Annotated in this window: 17 protein-coding genes and 1 riboswitch; of the genes, 4 read left to right on the forward strand and 13 right to left on the reverse strand. The window is 45.0% G+C overall.

Annotation, left to right across the window (positions count from 1 at the left end; all coding sequences use genetic code 11):
* Positions 1-484: 484 nt before the first annotated feature.
* Together K1M91_RS14620 and K1M91_RS14625 are read right to left on the reverse strand one after the other, a co-directional pair.
* A complete protein-coding gene (locus K1M91_RS14620; RefSeq protein WP_232802787.1) occupies positions 485-2,122 on the reverse strand; it encodes a methyl-accepting chemotaxis protein in 1,638 nt (545 codons plus the stop codon).
* A 154-nt stretch (positions 2,123-2,276) separates the two neighbouring features.
* Positions 2,277-2,867, reverse strand: coding sequence for a DNA-J related domain-containing protein (locus K1M91_RS14625; protein ID WP_232802788.1), 591 nt, complete (start codon positions 2,865-2,867; stop codon positions 2,277-2,279).
* A 276-nt stretch (positions 2,868-3,143) separates the two neighbouring features.
* A riboswitch (cobalamin riboswitch) is annotated at positions 3,144-3,372 on the forward strand.
* 35 nt (positions 3,373-3,407) lie between these two features.
* Here K1M91_RS14625 and K1M91_RS14630 point away from each other — a divergent pair.
* Positions 3,408-5,210, forward strand: a complete 1,803-nt coding sequence (locus K1M91_RS14630; RefSeq protein WP_232802789.1) for a TonB-dependent receptor — start codon at positions 3,408-3,410, stop codon at positions 5,208-5,210.
* 72 nt (positions 5,211-5,282) lie between these two features.
* Here K1M91_RS14630 and hemW read toward each other — a convergent pair whose 3' ends face one another.
* From hemW to K1M91_RS14665, 7 genes are all read right to left on the reverse strand, one after another.
* Positions 5,283-6,428 carry a radical SAM family heme chaperone HemW gene (gene hemW / locus K1M91_RS14635; RefSeq protein WP_232802790.1) on the reverse strand — a complete coding sequence of 382 codons (1,146 nt, stop codon included), beginning with the start codon at positions 6,426-6,428 and terminating at the stop codon, positions 5,283-5,285.
* Complete coding sequence (locus K1M91_RS14640; RefSeq protein ID WP_232802791.1) at positions 6,428-7,030, reverse strand: XTP/dITP diphosphatase; 603 nt, start codon at positions 7,028-7,030, stop codon at positions 6,428-6,430. The genes hemW and K1M91_RS14640 overlap by 1 nt, the downstream gene beginning before the upstream one ends.
* 7 nt (positions 7,031-7,037) lie before the next feature.
* Entirely contained in the window at positions 7,038-7,442 is a 405-nt protein-coding gene (locus tag K1M91_RS14645; protein ID WP_232802862.1) for a DUF4426 domain-containing protein, read from the reverse strand.
* An 80-nt stretch (positions 7,443-7,522) separates the two neighbouring features.
* Positions 7,523-7,819, reverse strand: coding sequence for a DUF167 family protein YggU (gene yggU / locus K1M91_RS14650; RefSeq protein ID WP_232802792.1), 297 nt, complete (start codon positions 7,817-7,819; stop codon positions 7,523-7,525).
* 8 nt (positions 7,820-7,827) lie between these two features.
* Positions 7,828-8,394, reverse strand: a complete 567-nt coding sequence (locus tag K1M91_RS14655) for a YggT family protein (protein WP_232802793.1) — start codon at positions 8,392-8,394, stop codon at positions 7,828-7,830.
* An 8-nt stretch (positions 8,395-8,402) separates the two neighbouring features.
* Positions 8,403-9,224, reverse strand: coding sequence for a pyrroline-5-carboxylate reductase (gene proC, locus K1M91_RS14660; protein WP_232802794.1), 822 nt, complete (start codon positions 9,222-9,224; stop codon positions 8,403-8,405).
* A 45-nt stretch (positions 9,225-9,269) separates the two neighbouring features.
* Entirely contained in the window at positions 9,270-9,977 is a 708-nt protein-coding gene (locus K1M91_RS14665; protein ID WP_232802795.1) for a YggS family pyridoxal phosphate-dependent enzyme, read from the reverse strand.
* 27 nt (positions 9,978-10,004) lie between these two features.
* Between K1M91_RS14665 and K1M91_RS14670 the strand changes: the two genes are divergently transcribed.
* The 3 genes from K1M91_RS14670 (at position 10,005) to yaaA (ending at position 13,062) form a co-directional block, all read left to right on the forward strand.
* A complete protein-coding gene (locus K1M91_RS14670; protein WP_232802796.1) occupies positions 10,005-11,039 on the forward strand; it encodes a type IV pilus twitching motility protein PilT in 1,035 nt (344 codons plus the stop codon).
* Between the two features lie 51 nt (positions 11,040-11,090).
* Entirely contained in the window at positions 11,091-12,200 is a 1,110-nt protein-coding gene (locus K1M91_RS14675) for a PilT/PilU family type 4a pilus ATPase (protein ID WP_232802797.1), read from the forward strand.
* 85 nt (positions 12,201-12,285) lie between these two features.
* Positions 12,286-13,062 carry a peroxide stress protein YaaA gene (yaaA, locus tag K1M91_RS14680; RefSeq protein ID WP_232802798.1) on the forward strand — a complete coding sequence of 259 codons (777 nt, stop codon included), beginning with the start codon at positions 12,286-12,288 and terminating at the stop codon, positions 13,060-13,062.
* 54 nt (positions 13,063-13,116) lie between these two features.
* Here the strand turns inward: yaaA and K1M91_RS14685 are convergent, their stop codons facing one another.
* The 4 genes from K1M91_RS14685 to pepA form a co-directional block, all read right to left on the reverse strand.
* Positions 13,117-13,623, reverse strand: coding sequence for a 2TM domain-containing protein (locus K1M91_RS14685; protein ID WP_232802799.1), 507 nt, complete (start codon positions 13,621-13,623; stop codon positions 13,117-13,119).
* 219 nt (positions 13,624-13,842) lie between these two features.
* Positions 13,843-16,689 (reverse strand): valine--tRNA ligase, encoded by a 2,847-nt coding sequence (locus K1M91_RS14690; RefSeq protein ID WP_232802800.1) that lies wholly within the window; start codon positions 16,687-16,689, stop codon positions 13,843-13,845.
* A 139-nt stretch (positions 16,690-16,828) separates the two neighbouring features.
* Entirely contained in the window at positions 16,829-17,269 is a 441-nt protein-coding gene (locus K1M91_RS14695; RefSeq protein WP_282561156.1) for a DNA polymerase III subunit chi, read from the reverse strand.
* A complete protein-coding gene (gene pepA, locus K1M91_RS14700; protein ID WP_232802802.1) occupies positions 17,269-18,777 on the reverse strand; it encodes a leucyl aminopeptidase in 1,509 nt (502 codons plus the stop codon). The genes K1M91_RS14695 and pepA overlap by 1 nt, the downstream gene beginning before the upstream one ends.
* Positions 18,778-18,820: the final 43 nt, after the last annotated feature.

An 18,820-nucleotide genomic window follows, 5' to 3' on the forward strand; every position in this document is an offset into this window, starting at 1 on the left:
CAGATAGCTCAGTCGGTAGAGCAGGGGATTGAAAATCCCCGTGTCCGTGGTTCAATTCCGCGTCTGGGCACCATATTAAAGGCCTCGCTAAAAGCGAGGCCTTTTTTTTACGTTGAATTTGTCCGAACACCACTCTGTCTATACATTTATCATTTGGCTATCTTTATCTCTCGGTGAGGGCGTGTTGTTTAAATTACGATATTGGTTGCTACTGCCGTTAATCCTTACGTTTTTGTTCCATGTTGGCAGTTCCGTCTATTACGCTTATGGCGGATACGGTGGTGCGCATTGCGCAGGATTGCTTGATGCTGTTTGGTCATGTTCATGGCTCGAATATTATTTAGACTATCTGCTTAACCCATTTGCTCTGTTTACTTTGGCCTTCTATCTGAGTGCTTATATGATTATTATTGTGCTTACATGGACGGTTATTCGGGCAATAAAAAAAGCGCCGTAGCGCTTTTTATTTAAGTGGCAGGTTTTGTTAAACCTTAAACTGTGCGACCAGTCTATCCAAGTTTTCACACTGTTGCGCCAATGACTCGCAAGCGTTTTCTGCACTAGCGACCATTTCAACCACCTGGTGACTATTGTCGGCGATACGTTGCACATTACTGCTCACTTCTTCGCTGACATGGTTTTGTTCTTTCGCTGCGGTGGATATTTGAATATTGAGATCGTTGATCATCGCGATAGCGTTGACAATCGCATCCAGTGACGCACCAGCTTCGCCAGCCTGCGTTGCTGTTTGCTCTCCACTTTCTTGGCTTGAAGTCATGACACTGACGGCTTGCTTGGCGCCGTTTTGCAATTTTTCAATCATATTGTGAATTTCGCCAGTACTGGCTTGTGTTTTACTGGCGAGGGAGCGTACCTCATCGGCCACAACAGCAAAGCCTCGACCTTGTTCTCCAGCTCTGGCTGCCTCGATCGCGGCATTTAAAGCGAGTAGGTTAGTCTGGTCTGCAATGCCTCTAATAACGTCTAAAATTGATGCTATATCACCTACATCATGTTCTAAGGTATTAATCACTTGTGATGCTTGAGCCAATTCATTCGATAGCGCTTGAATTGACACTACGGTCGTGCTGATGATGTGTTTTGCGCTGGTGGCTTCATCATTGGCATCTTGACTTGAGTGAGCCGCGTCTTCAGCATTCTGACTCACGGTTTCGCTGGTGGCGTTGAGCTCATGAACTGCTGTGGCTACCGCATCACTTTCTAGTTGTTGGTTACTGGCGCCATGAGCAACCCCCTGAGTGATAGATTGAATGTTGGTCATCTCAGCACGTACCGCATTCGATGAGATAATCACTTCAGTGATAGTCTCTTGTATTCTTTGGGTAAAAGTATTGAACGACTCAGCTAGATCGCCAATCTCATCTTGGGTCTCAACGGGCACTCGTGCGGTTAAGTCACCTTCACCCGATGCGATATTTTTCATGGCTGCGGTTAGGCGTTTTATCGGTGCGATCAAAATATTACCGAGTAGCCAAGTGATCGCAGCGGCAGCGACCAAGGCGCTGATACCGCCTACTTCCATCATCATTTTTGCACTACTAATACTGGCAAGTTTATCTTGTTCGAATCCATGAACAGTATCAACAAGGTTATCTTCAATGCGTTTTAGCGCTTCACGCATAGTATCAAAGGCTTGCTCTAACTCTTCCCCATTAACGGCGAATAATTGAGGAGCTTGATTTGGATTATCGATATAAGGCTTAGTCATAGCTAACCAAACATCAAAGGTACGTGCCATTTCATCTAAGTGAGTTTGATTTGATGGGGCGAATAGGCCGATATCGATTAAGCGCTGCGCTGCCAAAATTCGTTTCCGTGCTTTTGGGGCGTTATCGTTATACTCAAAAACTTGTTTTTCGATCAGTGCTTTATTGCCATTGGCTATCACTAAACCTTGGATGGCCGCAGTGGCTTGGTAAAGATCGCGATAACCGTCACCTAAATCTGCTAGGACAGGCTGTATTTCTTGGCTATATAAAATATTGAACTCAGCTTGTTGATTGAACTTGTGAATCGTGAATAAGAAAATAGCAACGAATACTACTGTTACTAGCACCACCGGGATGGCTAACTTGGCTCTAAAGTTTAATTTTTTTAACACGTGACACCTCATCGAATGGCTGAATGTGGAACTAAAAGTAGCAATATAAGTTTTACAGCTAAACTAAAAGTATGGGTTTATAAATAAAATATCTATGTAAGTATCAGGTTTTTTGATGTTGTACTTGTTGTTTTGGCGAATTAATCTAACTTCATCACGAAATGCAAACATGGATGTTTTTTAATGCCTGCCAAGCAGCATGATATTGTTTGAATTTTTCTGGAGACTGATAACCACGATCAGGATGATAAATGAGGGCAAGCTCTCGCCAGCGTTGTTTTATTTCAGCAAAAGTTGCATCTTCATTCAGTTGAAATAGTTCTAGCGCTTGCTGTTCACTTAGGCTGGATGGTTGTGTAGGCTGTTGTTGAAATTGTTGCCAAAACTGGGCGAGTAATTGGGCTATTTCCTCATTACTGGTGAGGTAGTTTTGCCAATCTAAATAGTAGGCTTTCAAGTTATGAGTGGTGCTTGTGTTAACTAGCTGAATGTCCCTTTCCGGCTTTACCAGTAACTCGATATGCAAGCTGCTTATCTGTAGATAATATTCGTTGATAAGCTCATCTTGCAGCTGGTAAAGCGCATTCATAATTAAGAAGTTAAGCTTAAATAGATGGCTGTTGGGGTCATCGTCTAGTTGAGCTTGTTGTAACGGCTTGAGGGCTTGACCTATATCGTGAATCTTCAGTGGCTGTTGGGTGTTTAGTAACAGCTCGAAAATTGGTTCAATAAATGGATTCTCCATATTTTCCGTCCTAAGCAGGTCGTAAGGCGACCCAGTTATAATAAAATTAGTGGCATTAATACTTCGTACCAGCGTTCACTATTTCGTACATACCTTCACAGCTGTTCCTTACGGTTGTTAATGACCTGCATGCTTACTTGTTCAGTATATGCACTTATTCAATACAAAATAAGTTTGTGTTTTCTTGAGTAGAAAATGTTACTTGAATAGCTACTATGTTAATTATAAATATAAATTTAGGATAAGCATTACTAGACATTTGGGCTCTTGCTCCTTAGCATGCGCGCGAATGCTGATTATGCTAGGCCTTAATTATTAAAAGCCATGGCGGGAACAGGGTGTAAATCCCTGACTGACGCGCAGCGGTGATAGAGAATACTAAAATACCGAGGGCAACCTCAGACACTGGAGCCGATAGTTTAACTTTACTCTGGGAAGTCGTGTTTTAGCGCCCACTTGGGCAGTCTCTTAAGTCCGAATACCGGTCAGCAACTAAGCGATGGACGCTTAGGTTTTTAACGCGAATAAGGTTTTCAAAAAATGAAAAAAACACTTCTCGCAGTGGCATTGACGCCGCTGTGCTTGCCCTATGCAACCGCAAAAAATATTGCTGAGGATGACACTATTATCGTCACCGCTAATCGAACCGAGCAGCCATTAGCTAGTTCATTAGCGTCGGTCGCTGTGATTGAAAAGGAAGAAATCGAAGCGATTCAAGCCAAGTCATTTGCTGAGGTACTGCGTCGTTTACCTGGTATTCAAGTCAATGAAGGCGGCTTCGGCCAGCAAACTGACATTTTTGTTCGTGGCTCCTCCAGTAAGCATATTCTACTGTTAATCAATGGCGTGCGTATCGGCAGCGCGACCACTGGCTCGGCAAACTTTGGCCAAATACCGTTAACCGGAATTGAGCGCATTGAATTTGTGCGTGGCCCGCGTGCGGCGATTTATGGCTCTGATGCCATGGGCGGCGTGATTAATGTGATCACCAGTTATCAAGGCGAAGAGTACGGTGAATTGAGTACTAGCCTGGGCTCTCGTGAGTTTTCTAGTATTGAAACCGCAGCAGCAGCGGCGCTTAAAGACGACGCTTGGGTTAAATTTGCAGTCAAGCATGACAATGCAGAAGGTTTCTCCGCGCAAAAAGCGCCGGTCGATCAAGATAAAGATGGCTTTCATAACACTAGTTTTGTGGCTGAACTGGGCAAGCAATTTAACCAACAGTGGCGTGCCAGCTTGCAAGGGTATTTTCAGCAAGGTCAATCTGACTATGATAGTGCATGGGCTGAAGATACTTATAGTGAAACTGAAAACTACAACGTGGCTGGTAAGCTTAATTACCAAGGGGAGTGGCTATTTGGTGAGCTAACGTTGGCGACAAACCAAGACAAAAGTGACGACTATTCAGCAACATCCCATGATGTATTCAAAACTAATCGTGATTTAGTCAATCTTTTAGTCAGTGCTGCGGCTAATGAAGCTGTCACTATTACTTCTGGTGTTGAGTGGTATCAAGACGAAGTGGGCACTGATAGCGCGGCTTATGCTAAGTCGACACGCGACAACAAAGCGATTTATATCAATCTAGATTATCAACTCGCGCCATTAAGTATTGAAGCCAGCGCGCGCCTAGATGATAACCAAAGCTATGGTAGCAAAACCACGTGGCAATTAGCGACAGGTTATCAAGTTGTCGAGCAAGTACGCCTGCTAGGTTCAATTGGCACCGCATTTAAAGCGCCAACCTTTAATGACCTGTATTACCCAGAATCGCCTTACAGTAAAGGTAACCCAAAGCTCAAACCAGAGCAGTCGTTGAGCTACGATTTAGGCGCAGAAGTGGTGCTTGATAGTGTTGATTTTCGTTTCACTGCCTATCAAAGTGAGATTGAAGACCTGATAATTTGGCCTGCCCCTAATTATTACATGCCTGAAAATGTAAGTGAGGCAGAGATAAAAGGTCTAGAAATTCAAGCCGAATTTGCCACGGGGGCGCTAAATCATCAGTTGTCATATGATCATGTTAATGCCAAGGATAAAAAAACAAATAAGTATTTGCCTCGCCGCGCTCGACATTTAGCCAAATGGAATCTGAATTATCGCTACCAAGACCTCCAGTTTGATGTCACTACCTTATATCAAGGTGATAGTTACGATAATGCTGCTAATACAAATAAGCTAAAGGGGTACTTCTTAGCTGACCTAGCAACTAGCTATTACTTCAGTAACGGCTTGGTGTTACGAGGTCGTATAGCTAACTTGTTCGATAAAGAATATGAAGTGAAGAAAAACTACAACACCGCAGAGCGTAGTTATTATGTAACCGGCTCATACCGCTTTTAAGTGTTTTAGTTGTAGCGCTAAATGAACAAAGGGCCAAAAGGCCCTTTTTAGTGTCGTTGTCTTTAACTTAGCTTACTCGTCCATAAATAACGCTAATAGTTCATTCAAATAGCGATGGCCGAGTGGGCTAACTTGCCACTGCTCATCCAGATCCAGTAGTAAACCTTTGCTTAGTGCGGCATCAATTGCTGTTTGCAACATATCTGGTGATTGGCCGGTGCGTTGGCTAAATTCGTTTTTATCAAACGGCTCAAATAGGCGCAGGCGGTTCATCATGTACTCAAAGGGCAATTCATCCGGCTTAACTTCATTAAGCTGATCTAAATATGCGCGCTCAGGATCAAGATAGCCATTAGGATGTTTCACCTTAGTGGTGCGGATAATCTTATTTTGCTCTGGCAGCGTCACTTTACCATGAGCGCCACAGCCAATACCTAAGTAGTCGCCGAAGCGCCAGTAATTTAAGTTGTGCTGACATTGCTTACTAGGTTTCGCGTAACCGGATATTTCATATTGCTGATAACCTGCAGCAATTAAGCGCTGGTGGCCCTGCTCATAAATATCCCACAAGATATCGTCATCAGGTAGCGTTGGCGGTTTAGATGCAAATTGCGTATTGGGTTCGATTGTTAGTTGATACCAAGATAAATGGGGCGGCGCTAAATCGATTGCGGTGGTTAAATCAAACAGTGCGTCATCAAGGTTTTGATTTGGCAAACCGTGCATCAAATCGAGATTAAAGCTATTGAGTGGGCTAGCACTGGCAAGCTTGGCGGCATTAACGGCTTCATCTTCGCCGTGAATGCGGCCTAACAAATTGAGCTTAGGTTGTTGAAAGCTTTGCACGCCAATGGAAATACGGTTTACACCGGCGGCGATAAAGCCAGCAAAACGCTCGGTTTCTACCGTGCCAGGATTCGCTTCCATGGTGATTTCAATATTTTGGCTAAACGGGATTTGTTGTGCAACGCCTTTGAGCAGCCTGGCCATCGCTTCTGCGGTTAATAGGCTCGGCGTACCGCCACCAATAAAGATACTGTGCAGCGCTCGGCCTTGGATATATTGCGCTTCAAGGCTTAAGTCTTCGAGTAGGGCGTCAATATACTCAGCTTCAGGAATGTCGCCTTTTAAGCCATGGGAGTTAAAGTCGCAATACGGGCATTTTTGTACACACCAAGGTATGTGAATATATAAGCTCAGCGGTGGCAGGGTTAGCATTATTGGCCCAGTTTCTTGTTGATTTTAGTGCTCAGTAACTGCAGCGCTTTGCCGCGATGGCTTAATTGGTTTTTACGCGATTTATCCAGTTGCGCACTGACCACGCCTTCTGTTGGCACAAAAAATACGGGGTCATAACCAAAGCCATTTTCGCCGACGGCTTCGGTGGTGATGTATCCTTCCCATTTACCATGACAAATAACGGGGGTGGGATCATCAGCGTGGTTCATCAATACTAATACACAATGAAAGCGAGCGGTGCGTTGTGACTCAGGCACTCCTTCAAGTTCTTTCAGCAATTTATTGATGTTATCTTGGTCGGTAGCGCGTTCGCCAGCATAGCGGGCGGAATAAATACCCGGAGCCCCCTTTAGAAAGTCGACTTCTAAGCCTGAATCATCAGCAATCGCAGGTAAGCCAGTAATATAAGCAGCATGACGCGCTTTAATAATGGCATTCTCAACAAAAGTGGTGCCGGTTTCTGGTACGTCTGACACCTTAAAGTGGCTTTGTGGTAATACTTCTAGATCAAAAGCGGTTAATAATTCACTTAACTCTTTTACTTTTCCTAGATTACCTGTGGCTAATACTAATTGTTTCATGCTGGTCTCAATTGTCTTCAACGTAGAATTTTTGAATGAACTTCAATTTATTACTTTTTCCTTGGCTTTCCACCTTAATGTCAAAGGTGAAGGTTTCTTCATTGCGAAACGGCACTTCGGCTAAATAATAAATGGCATTGCCTTCTTTTACTTCGCGAAACGCTAAAGTGATGCTGTTGCCTAATAGGTTTCTGGCGGTACCAGTTAATTTCGCTTCGACGCCGGGATTGCCAACTTGGTTGGTATCAAGCACGCTGATATTTATCAAGCCGTTATAAGCACTGCGTTTAATCTTGTAGGCTCGGGCAATTTTTGGCGTTAAAAACGTTGAGTTTAAAGCGATGTAATGAATATCAAGGTTGGCAAAGGTTTGTTTTTGCTCTGCTTGCCCCATTGGGCTAATGAACAGCATTAGGCTGGTTATCAAGCCTAATATAGGCAGTTTGAGGATTGACATTACTAACTCCGGTTTGGCTGTGCTGAATGGTCGTTTTAAGTATGATCTATTAGTGGTAAAAGCGCTGATGGGATCACTTTGGGCGCACAGATCCGCACTTGTTTATGTCGGCCTAACTCACCTTTCTCTATCAAGATCTGACCCTTAGCAACCTTACATATTTTACTGAAAAATTTAATTAGGTGACTATTGGCTTTGCCGTCCACAGGCGGTGCGGTAATGCTCACTTTAAGCTCGTCACCGTGTAGCCCCATGATTTTATCTTGGCTAGCCTTAGGTTGAATATAAAGGCGAAGCACTAAGTCTTCGCCTTGTCGGGTTATGGCATTCATCGACTAATTTAGAGCATTAGCCAAAGTGGGCCGATTAAGCTCAACATACCGTAATTGATAAACTGCAGTAGGATAAAAATCACTAAGATGGATAAATCCAGTCCGCCCATTGAAGGGAGCATACGTCTAATCGGCGCCATGAGAGGTTCTGTTAACTGATACATTACATATTCTATAGGGCTACGGCCTTGGCTAACCCAGCTTAATATGGCGCGAATAATCAGTACCCAAAACAGCAAGTAACCGATTTTCTTTAGGGCAACTAATGCCGTTATTAGCAATAAACCACCGACACTGTTCATGGCATAAGGTAAAAAGTTAAGGTATTGCAGCAACAATAACTTAGCTAATACGATAATCAGCAGTAACACCACACTGGCAAAGTCAAAGCCACCAAAGCCGGGGATCACGCGGCGCAGTGGTTTGAGCAATGGGTTTGTTGCCTTTACCACAAACTGACAGAATGGATTATAAAAATCGGCCCGAACTACTTGTAGCCACAAGCGTAAAATAACCACTGAAATATATAAATCAAACAGGGTGTTAATTAAAAAATCAAACGGGTTAGTGCCCATTTTGCCTCCTAGAAGAGTTGTTCCATTTGCGCGCCGCGCTTGGCAGCTGCGGTCATGGCTTGCTTAACGGTGTCAGCTAAACCTTGTTCGTTAAAAGTGCGAACAGCTTCGGCAGTGGTACCACCTTTAGAAGTAACATTGGTGCGTAAGGTGGCTAAATCAAGGTCAGGGTTTTGTACCACCATTTGCGCGCTGCCTAATGCTGACTGTTGCACCAATAGACGTGCTTGCTCAGGGGTAAAGCCCATTTCAATCGCAGTTTGCTCCATTGCTTCCATGAATAAGAAGAAATAGGCCGGCGCACTGCCAGAGGCGGCGATAATGCCGTTAATTTGTGCCTCGTCTTCAACCCAAACGGTTTTACCTACCGCTGCCATTAGATCGCCTGCAAAGGTTTTATCGCTGTCACTGACTTGAGCAGATGCAAATAAGCCGGTCATGCCAAGCTGTAACAGGGCTGGCGTGTTGGGCATGGTGCGCACTACTGGTACGTTACCTAAAATGCCTTGTAAACGTGACACCGAGATGCCTGCTGCAATTGAAACAAATAGTTTACCGGATAAGTCGGCGCCTTGGTCGACGATGTCTTGGCACACTGCAGCCATAATCTGTGGCTTAACTGCTAGTACAACCACATCTGCCCAGGCTACCGCTTCTGCGTTGTTAGTTTGGGTGCCAATAGCAAACTGTTGCTGCATTTTGCTGCGGTTTTCATCACTAGGGTCACTGGCTAATAAACACGTTTTATCATAACCGTCTTGAAGTAGGCCGCCGATCAAACTGCTTGCCATGTTGCCGGCACCGATAAAGGTAATCTTTTTTTGTTCCATGTGAGTCTCTTTATAAATCCGTTGTTAATGTTATGCGCTGATATCTTAAGCGGAATAATCGCGCGCGCCAAAAATGGCGGTTCCTACTCTAACCATGCTACTGCCATTAGCGATGGCCGGTATCATATCACCACTCATGCCCATGGATAGGGTGTCCATCTCGGGGTAGGTTTGCTGTAGTTGCAAATATAACCGATGTAATTGTTGAAAGCTGTTATTTAAGATGTTTTCGTCATCGGTTGCTTGCGGTATGGCCATGATGCCACGCAGTTTTAAACGTGGTAATGCACTTACTTGTGATGCGAGTTCAATAACTTGAGATAAAGTGGTTCCCGACTTACTGGCTTCTCCGCTAATATTGACCTGTAAGCAGATATTCAGTGGCGAGAGGTGTGCGGGGCGTTGATCGCTTAGGCGCTGTGCTATTTTTAAACGGTCGATACTTTGTACCCAATTAAAATGCTCAGCCACGGGTTTAGTTTTATTTGATTGCAGTGGTCCGATAAAATGCCACTCAATTGGCTCAACGATATCTGCGTCTTGGCTGAGAGCTTGAATTTTTTCTATGCCTTCTTGCACATAGTTCTCACCAAACAGGCGTTGGCCTGCGGCGTAGGCCGTTTTAATTTGTGCTATTGGCTTGGTTTTACTGACCGCCAGTAGTTTTATTTCATGTTTTTCTCGATTAGCAGCGGATGCCGCTTGTTCAATTTGAGATAAAACCGTAGTGAGTTGCTTCGATAGTGTGCTCATAATAGTTTACTACAGGAATCTTAGGTTATGGATATTACAGAGTTATTGGCGTTTAGTGTAAAGCATAAAGCGTCGGATCTACACCTTTCTGCCGGTGTATCACCCATGATCCGTGTTGACGGTGAAGTGCGCAAGATTAACTTACCGGCTCTCGACCATAAGCAAGTACACAGCTTGATTTATGACATCATGAACGACAAGCAGCGTAAAGATTTTGAAGAAAAATTAGAAACGGATTTCTCGTTTGAAGTGCCAGAGTTAGCGCGTTTTCGTGTTAACGCCTTCAACCAAAATCGCGGTGCCGGTGCGGTATTTCGTACCATCCCAAGTGAAGTATTAACCTTAGATGATTTAAACGCCCCTGATATTTTCAAGAAAATTTCAAAGACTCCCCGTGGTTTAGTGTTAGTTACTGGGCCAACGGGCTCGGGTAAATCAACCACCCTCGCGGCGATGATCGATTACATTAACGACAACGATTACAAACATATCTTAACCATTGAAGACCCGATCGAATTCGTCCATCAAAACAAAAAATGTTTGATTAACCAGCGTGAAGTGCACAAAGACACCCATGGCTTTGACGCCGCGCTGCGTAGTGCGCTTCGTGAAGACCCCGATGTGATTCTGGTGGGTGAGATGCGTGACTTAGAAACCATTCGTTTAGCATTAACAGCGGCAGAAACGGGTCACTTAGTGTTTGGTACCTTGCACACCACCTCAGCTGCGAAAACCATTGACCGTATCGTGGATGTATTCCCCGGCGCGGAGAAAGACATGGTACGTTCGATGCTGTCGGAATCGTTGCGTGCAGTAATTTCACAAACCTTGTTAAAGAAAAATGGCGGTGGCCGTGTTGCAGCCCATGAAATAATGATGGGGATTCCTGCAATTCGTAACTTGATCCGCGAGGATAAGATTGCCCAGATGTACTCTGTGATCCAAACGGGTATGACTCATGGCATGCAAACATTAGATCAGTGCTTGCGTCAGCTAGTTAATACGGGGCAAGTTTCTCAAGCTGATGCTGCGACCAAGGCAAGTGATGCTAATACTTTCTAAGGGGCAAGTGATGCTAAAGCGACAATTACAACTACTGTCTAGGAGTTACGGATGACACTGGAGCAATTATTAACCGGTATGCATAAGCTGAAAGGCTCGGATGTCTATATTTCGGTAGGCATGCCGCCAGCCATTAAAGTAAATGGTCAGCTGCAATCAGCGGGCAAAGAGTCATTTTCAGAAGCGGCTGTCTATGAGCTGGCTAGCCAGGCCATGAATGAACAGCAGCTGGCGGAGTTTAAAGAGAAAAAAGAATCTAACTTTGCTTTTAACGTTGAAAAAGTCGGCCGGTTTCGTATTAGCGCATTCTTTCAAAAAGACATGCCAGGTATGGTTATTCGCCGCATTGAAATGCGTATACCCACCTTTGAAGAGCTGCACTTACCGCAAGTGCTTAAAGAAGTATGTATGGCAAAGCGCGGCCTGATCTTGTTTGTTGGTGCGACAGGCTCGGGTAAGTCGACCTCACAAGCCGCGATGATCGGCTATCGCAACATGCATGCTAGTGGTCATATCATTACAGTTGAAGACCCGATTGAATTTGTGCATCAGCATGGCAAATCCATTATCACACAGCGTGAAGTGGGGTTAGATACCGAGTCATTTGAAATGGCGCTGAAAAACTCATTGCGTCAAGCACCTGATGTGATCCTTTTGGGTGAGATCCGTACACGTGAGACTATGGAGTTTGCCATTGCGTTTGCAGAAACGGGGCATTTATGTATGGCGACCCTTCACGCTAACAATGCTAACCAAGCGCTAGATCGTATTTTGCACTTAGTGCCAGAAGATATGCAGCGGCAGTTCTTATTTGACCTGTCGGTTAACTTGCGCTGTGTGGTGGCCCAGCAATTAATTAAAACGCAAGACGGTGGTACTCGTCGTGGTGCATTTGAAATTTTGCTCAATACGCCTTTGGTATCAGATATTATTCGTAAGGGTGAGTTACATGAACTGAAAGAGATCATGAGCAAATCGACCGAGCTGGGCATGAACACCTTTGACCAAGCCTTGTTTGAATTGTTCCAGCAAGGTTTAATTGGCTACGCTGATGCCCTTGCTCATGCTGATTCTCCGAACGATCTGCGTCTAATGATCAAGCTAAAAGGCAATGATAATCTGGGCACAGGCATGATGGATGATGTCACAGTAGACATGTAATGTCAGCGCGGTAAGATGTCACTATTCTAAGCCCAGTGCGCGTACGCGGCTGGGCTTTATTGCTTATAAAAAGAGTATTGTTGTTATGTTAGTGCTAATTTCTCCTGCAAAAACCTTAGATTATGAATCTCCTTTAGCGACAGACACTTTTAGTCAGCCTGAATTTGTTGCGCACAGCCATGAGTTGATCAAACGTTGCCGTGAGCTGACGCCATTGCAAATTTCACAGTTGATGAAAATCAGCGACAAATTAGCTGGTTTAAATGCGGCGCGATTTGCTGAGTGGCAACCTGAGTTTAACTTAGAAAACTCACGCCAAGCCTTGCTTGCGTTTAAAGGGGATGTTTATACCGGATTAGATGCGGCGAGTTTTAGCGAGCAAGACTTTGCCTTTGCTCAGCAGCATTTACGGATGCTGTCTGGCCTTTATGGCTTACTGAAACCGTTAGATCTAATGCAACCCTATCGCCTAGAAATGGGCACAAAATTGGATACCGCTCGCGGTAAAAATTTGTATGAATTTTGGGGCGATATAATTACCGACAAAGTTAACCAAGCCCTTGCAGAGCAAGGTGATGAACTGGTGGTTAACTTAGCATCTAATGAATACTTTAAAGCGGTAAAACGTAAAGACTTAAAAGGTAAGTTAGTCACCCCTGTTTTTAAAGATAATAAAAACGGTCAGTACAAGGTGATCAGTTTTTACGCGAAAAAGGCGCGCGGCTTAATGGCGCGCTACATTATTCAAAATCAGTTGACGACTGTGGCACAACTTAAGCAGTTTGATTTAGATGGGTATTTCTTCTCAGAAATAGACTCTAAGCCTTATGAGTTAGTATTTAAGCGCGATCAGCAAGATTAATTTTGCTGAAAGGGCACCGTAAAATGGGGGGACTCCCCATTTTACACAGCTGGGTTATTTTTTAAGACGTTTTTGAATTTGCTTTTCTTCCCAATCCTTGCCAAATTTTGGCCAAATATTAAATACGCCTAGAGCATGATTAACAATGCCGATACCCCAACCTAGCATTGGCCAAATTGCCCAAAAGTAATCAGGACTAAAAAATAAATTGATCGCAGTAAGTAATAACATGACCAAGACATAGGTTGAAAGGTGACTGTAAAAGCCTTTCAGCTCTTGCACCTCAGCTTTGGCTTGGGCTAGTTTTATCGCCTCTGGATCTTGTGGTTCACTGGCTTGACTTGTGTTCATGTTGGCTTCCTCAGTGTTAGGCATATTCTGTAATTTTTGAATGTCTACGTCCAAGGTTGCCGCAATGGCTTTTAGTGTCTCAAGTGCACCTTGTCCGCCTTTTTCTAAGCGTTGAATGGTGCGTACACTGACGCCACTAAATTCCGATAGTTGCTCTTGCGACCAAGCCTTTTGTAAGCGATATGTTTTAATCATATTGGGTTTCGACATCCTGTTATCCTTTCATGCCTCTAAGGTTACTAGAGCATACCTTTTTAACCACGACATGCAAGTGACACTAAGGTGACACGTATTTAATATCAATAACTTAGCTTTGTTTTCTTATTGGGAAGATTTGGTTCAGAAAAGGGGATGTCGGGTCTGTCAGTTGATGTAGGCAATAAAAAGGCCACCCGAAGGTGACCTTGAAAAATGCGATTAATTGAGCAATTACAACGCAGCGATGGTCGCCTGTTGCTCGGTAATTTTATCGAGTGTACCTTGCAGCTCTTCCTGCTTGGCACGCTCTTTGGCGATAACCTCTTCCGGCGCTTTACCAACAAATTTCTCATTGCCTAGTTTCGCGGTGACCTTATCAAGATCTTTAGCCACTTTCTCGGCTTGTTTCGCTAAACGTGCCAGCTCTGCTTCTTTATCGATTAAGCCCGCCATTGGGATTAATAGCTCCATTTTGCCAACTAAATTAGTGACTGAAGCCGGAGCAATTTCGCCTTCTTGCAGTACCGTGACTGTCTCTAATTTTGCTAGCGAGTTTAAGAAACTACGGTTGTCGTTAAAGCGGCGTTGATCTTCAGCGGATGCATTTTTAAGTAACGCATTCAGTGGCAGGTTAGGGCTAATGTCCATTTCACCACGAATATTACGTACCGCGAGGATCACCTGCTTAACCCATTCTAAATCGGCAATTGCAGTGGCATCGAGTTTGCTGTCATCACATTCTGGGAAGGCTTCCAGCATGATGGTATCGCCCGTTTTACCTGCGAGTGGCTTCACGCGTAGCCAAATCTCTTCAGTGATATAAGGCAGCATAGGATGTGCTAAACGCAGTAGCGTTTCTAACACGTCAACCAAGGTTTGACGGGTACCACGTTGCTGCTCTGGCGTACCTTTAAACAGCACTGGTTTGGTTAGCTCTAAGTACCAGGAACAGAACTCGTTCCAGGTAAAGTCGTATAAAGTGTTTGCCGCTAGGTCAAAACGGTAGGCATCAAGGTGATCGCGGTAGGTTTTGATGGTTTTTTGTAGTTGACCTTGGATCCAGCGATCCGCCAAGCTAAATTCGCCCGCGCCTGCTAAGTCTTGGTCTTCGGTGTGCATGAACACATAGTTACTGGCGTTCCAAAGCTTGTTACAGAAGTTGCGGTAGCCTTCTAAACGCTTCATGTCCCAGTTAATGTCACGGCCAGTTGAGGCCAGTGCCGCTAGGGTGAAACGCAGGGCATCGGTGCCGTGGGTTTCAATGCCTTCAGGGAAAGCTTTGCGAGTGTTCTTTTCGATTTTTGCCGCCAGCTGTGGTTGCATCATGTTGCCGCAGCGTTTATTCACTAAACTTTCTAAGTCGATGCCATCAATCATGTCTAATGGATCGAGTACGTTACCTTTAGACTTTGACATCTTATCGCCGTTTTCATCGCGAATAAGACCAGTAACATAAACGGTTTTAAACGGCACTTGAGGTTTGCCATTCTCATCTTTGATGAAGTGCATAGTCATCATGATCATGCGTGCCACCCAGAAGAAAATGATGTCAAAACCGGTGACCAACACATCGGTAGGGTGGAAGGTTTTTAGGGCTTCCGTATCGTCTGGCCAACCTAAGGTTGAGAAGGTCCACAGGGCGGATGAAAACCAGGTATCGAGTACGTCATCATCTTGGCGCAGTGCAACATCGGCAGGGATGTTATTTTCGCTACGAACTTGTGCTTCGTCATGGCCTACGTACACGCCGCCTTTATCATCATACCAAGCTGGAATGCGATGGCCCCACCAAAGTTGGCGTGAGATACACCAGTCTTGTACGTCACGCATCCAAGAAAAGTACATGTTCTCGTATTGCTTAGGCACAAACTGAATATCACCATTTTCAACTGCTTCAGTGGCGGTTTTGGCTAGCGGTGCAACACGTACATACCACTGGTCAGTCAGCATTGGCTCGATCACCACGCCACCACGGTCGCCGTAAGGAATGGTTAAATCGTGATCTTTGACTTCGTCTAATAAGCCCAGTTCATCTAATGCTGCAACCACGGCTTTACGCGCGGCAAAGCGCTCGAGGCCTTGAAATTGCGCTGGCAATTCAGTGCTGTAAGCATCTGATTTTTCACCATTGGTGTTAAACACTTCGGCGCTGTCGCGAATTTCTGCGTTGAAGGTCAGGATATTAATCATCGGTAGTTGATGACGTTTACCTACCTCATAGTCATTAAAATCATGAGCTGGAGTAATTTTTACACAACCCGTGCCTTTTTCCATATCGGCATGCTCATCAGCAACGATAGGAATGCGGCGGCCTACTAGAGGTAATTCAATAAATTTACCAATCAGGCTTTGGTAGCGTGGATCTTCTGGGTTGACGGCGACACCAGTATCTCCCAGCATGGTTTCAGGACGCGTGGTGGCGACAATAATGTAATCTTTACCATCTGCTGTGGTTGCGCCATCGGCTAATGGATAGCGGAAATGCCACATAAAGCCTTTTTTCTCTTGGTTTTCAACTTCCAAGTCAGAAATAGCGGTGTGCAGTTTTGGATCCCAGTTGACTAAGCGCTTACCGCGATAGATTAAATCTTCTTGGAATAGCTTTACGAATACTTCTTGTACCGCTTTTGACATGCCCGGATCCATGGTGAAACGTTCACGATCCCAGTCTACCGAGGCACCAAGGCGACGTAGTTGCTTGGTGATGGTGCCACCTGACTCGGCTTTCCAATCCCAAATTTTTTCAATAAAGGCTTCACGGCCGTAATCATTTTTAGTTTTGCCTTCTTCGGCGGCAATTTTACGCTCAACCACCATTTGCGTGGCGATCCCTGCGTGGTCGGTGCCTACTTGCCACAGTGTGTTTTTTCCTTTCATACGTTGGTAACGTACTAAGGTATCCATGATCGTATCTTGGAAGGCATGACCCATATGCAGGCTACCAGTGACGTTTGGCGGCGGGATCATGATGCAGTAGCTGTCTTGGGTGGTATCACCATGGGGTTTGAAATAGCCTTTCTGTTCCCAGTTTTGGTAATGCTTTTGCTCAATTGATTGAGGGTTATAGGTCTTTTCCATATTCAGTGTCAGCTTCTGTCAAATTAATGCCATGCAAGTAAACAGCTTGCATGTCGGGTTAGCTCTTAGCCAGAGAATGCTCTCTGTCGGCGGTATTCGTTACTGGTTATTAGGCGTTGGCATAACATACCGTGGACGCTTATTCCAGTTGAGTGGTTGCAAGCGTTATGCCCCATTGTTTGTATGTGACATAACGTTGCCGAGCTTGCTGCTTGAGCAGTTCGTCTATAGGGACGAAATCTACCACTTGTGCAAACTCAGTTGCAAATTCTGGCGCTATTTTACGCAAGTTAATCAGTACTTGTCGTCTTTGTTTTGATTTTTGCCAGCCTATTTCAACTGGCGTGCCGTAATAGGGTGGTTCGCCTGTTAAATTATGTGGCACAAAACTGTCGCCACTAAATTGCCATAAGTATTCATCGAGTAAAAATGCATCGGCTTGATTGTCGGTGGCGATAAATACTTTTTGCCCTTGTTGGTAGTGATATGCCGCCAATTGGCAAGCATAAGCAAAATGAGCCGGAAGGTTAACTTCCGGCTCATTTGCCTGACTCATTAGGTAAAACAGCCCTTGAGTCATTATTCTTCGACGCTGACGCCGCTTTTATTGATTAAAAACTGTGTCAGCATGGGCACGGGTCGCCCGGTCGAGCCCTTATCTTTGCCGCCACTGCGCCAAGCTGTGCCCGCTATGTCTAAATGAGCCCAATGGTATTTCTTAGTAAAGCGCGCTAAAAAGCAAGCTGCGGTGATTGTCCCAGCTGACTTACCGCCGATGTTAGCCATATCTGCAAAGGGGCTTTCGAGTTGCTCTTGGTATTCATCGGCCATTGGCAAACGCCAAGCGCGATCGCCAGCTTGTTCGGAAGCATTGATTAATTCATGGGCCAGCGGGTTATGGCTGCTCATTAAACCCGTGATGTGGTGGCCCAATGCAACAATACAAGCGCCAGTTAAGGTGGCGACATCAATGACTAGCTCTGGTTCAAAGCGTTCAACATAGGTTAGGGCGTCACATAATACTAGGCGGCCTTCAGCATCAGTGTTGAGTACTTCTACCGTTTGCCCTGACATCGTCGTTAAGATATCCCCTGGGCGATAGGCATTTGCGTCTGGCATGTTTTCTGCCGCTGCGATGACGCCAATGACATGTAACGGTAAATCCAGCTCAGCTAAAGCGAGCATAGTACCAAATACACTGGCAGCGCCGCCCATGTCATATTTCATTTCATCCATGCCAGCGCCGGGTTTTAATGAAATGCCGCCAGCATCAAAAGTTAAGCCTTTGCCCACGAGTACAATGGGCTTACCGGATGCGTCGCCTTGTTTATATTCAATAATCGACATTTTCGATTCATTATGCGAGCCACGCCCTACGGCTAGGTATGAATTCATTCCTAGTTCGGCCATTTCTTGCTCGCCAATAACCTTAGTGGTGATAGTGTCGTATTTTTCCGCTAACTGCAGTGATTGCGTGGCAAGGTAGTCAGGGTTACAAATGTTGGGCGGTAGGTTGCCAAGATCTTTACACTTTTTAACACCGCGCGCGACAGCTAAGCCATGAGCAATGGCACTTTCGCCTAAGCCTAGCTCTTTACGTGTTGGCACATTAAAGACCAGTTTGCGTAATGGGCGGCGGGTTTCACCTGGGTTACTTTTTAATTGATTAAAAGTGTAGAGACTGTCATCTGCCGCTTCGACGGCTTGGCGTACTTTCCAGTAGGTGTCACGACTTTTGACATGTAACTCTGTCAAAAAACAGACCGCTTCCATTGAGCCTGTTTCATTCAGGGTACCAATGGTTTTACGAATAATTTGTTTGTATTGGCGCTCATCGAGTTCGCGCTCTTTACCACAACCAACAAGAAGTACGCGCTCACTGAGCATGTTTGGTACATGGTGTAATAGCAGCATCTGTCCGGCTTTGCCTTCAAGATCACCGCGGCGCAATAAAGCACTTAAATAGCCATCACTCACTTTATCTAACTGCTCAGCAACGGGAGTCAGGCGGCGAGGTTCAAATACACCCACCACAATACAGGCGCTGCGCTGTTTCTCTGGGCTGCCACTTTTTACGCTAAACTCCATGGACTCTCCTTCATTATGAGGTCAAAAGCTGCTATTTTTCGCA

It is taken from the genome of Motilimonas sp. E26 (assembly GCF_021278025.1).
Classification (GTDB): Bacteria; Pseudomonadota; Gammaproteobacteria; order Enterobacterales; family CBDFNC01; genus Motilimonas.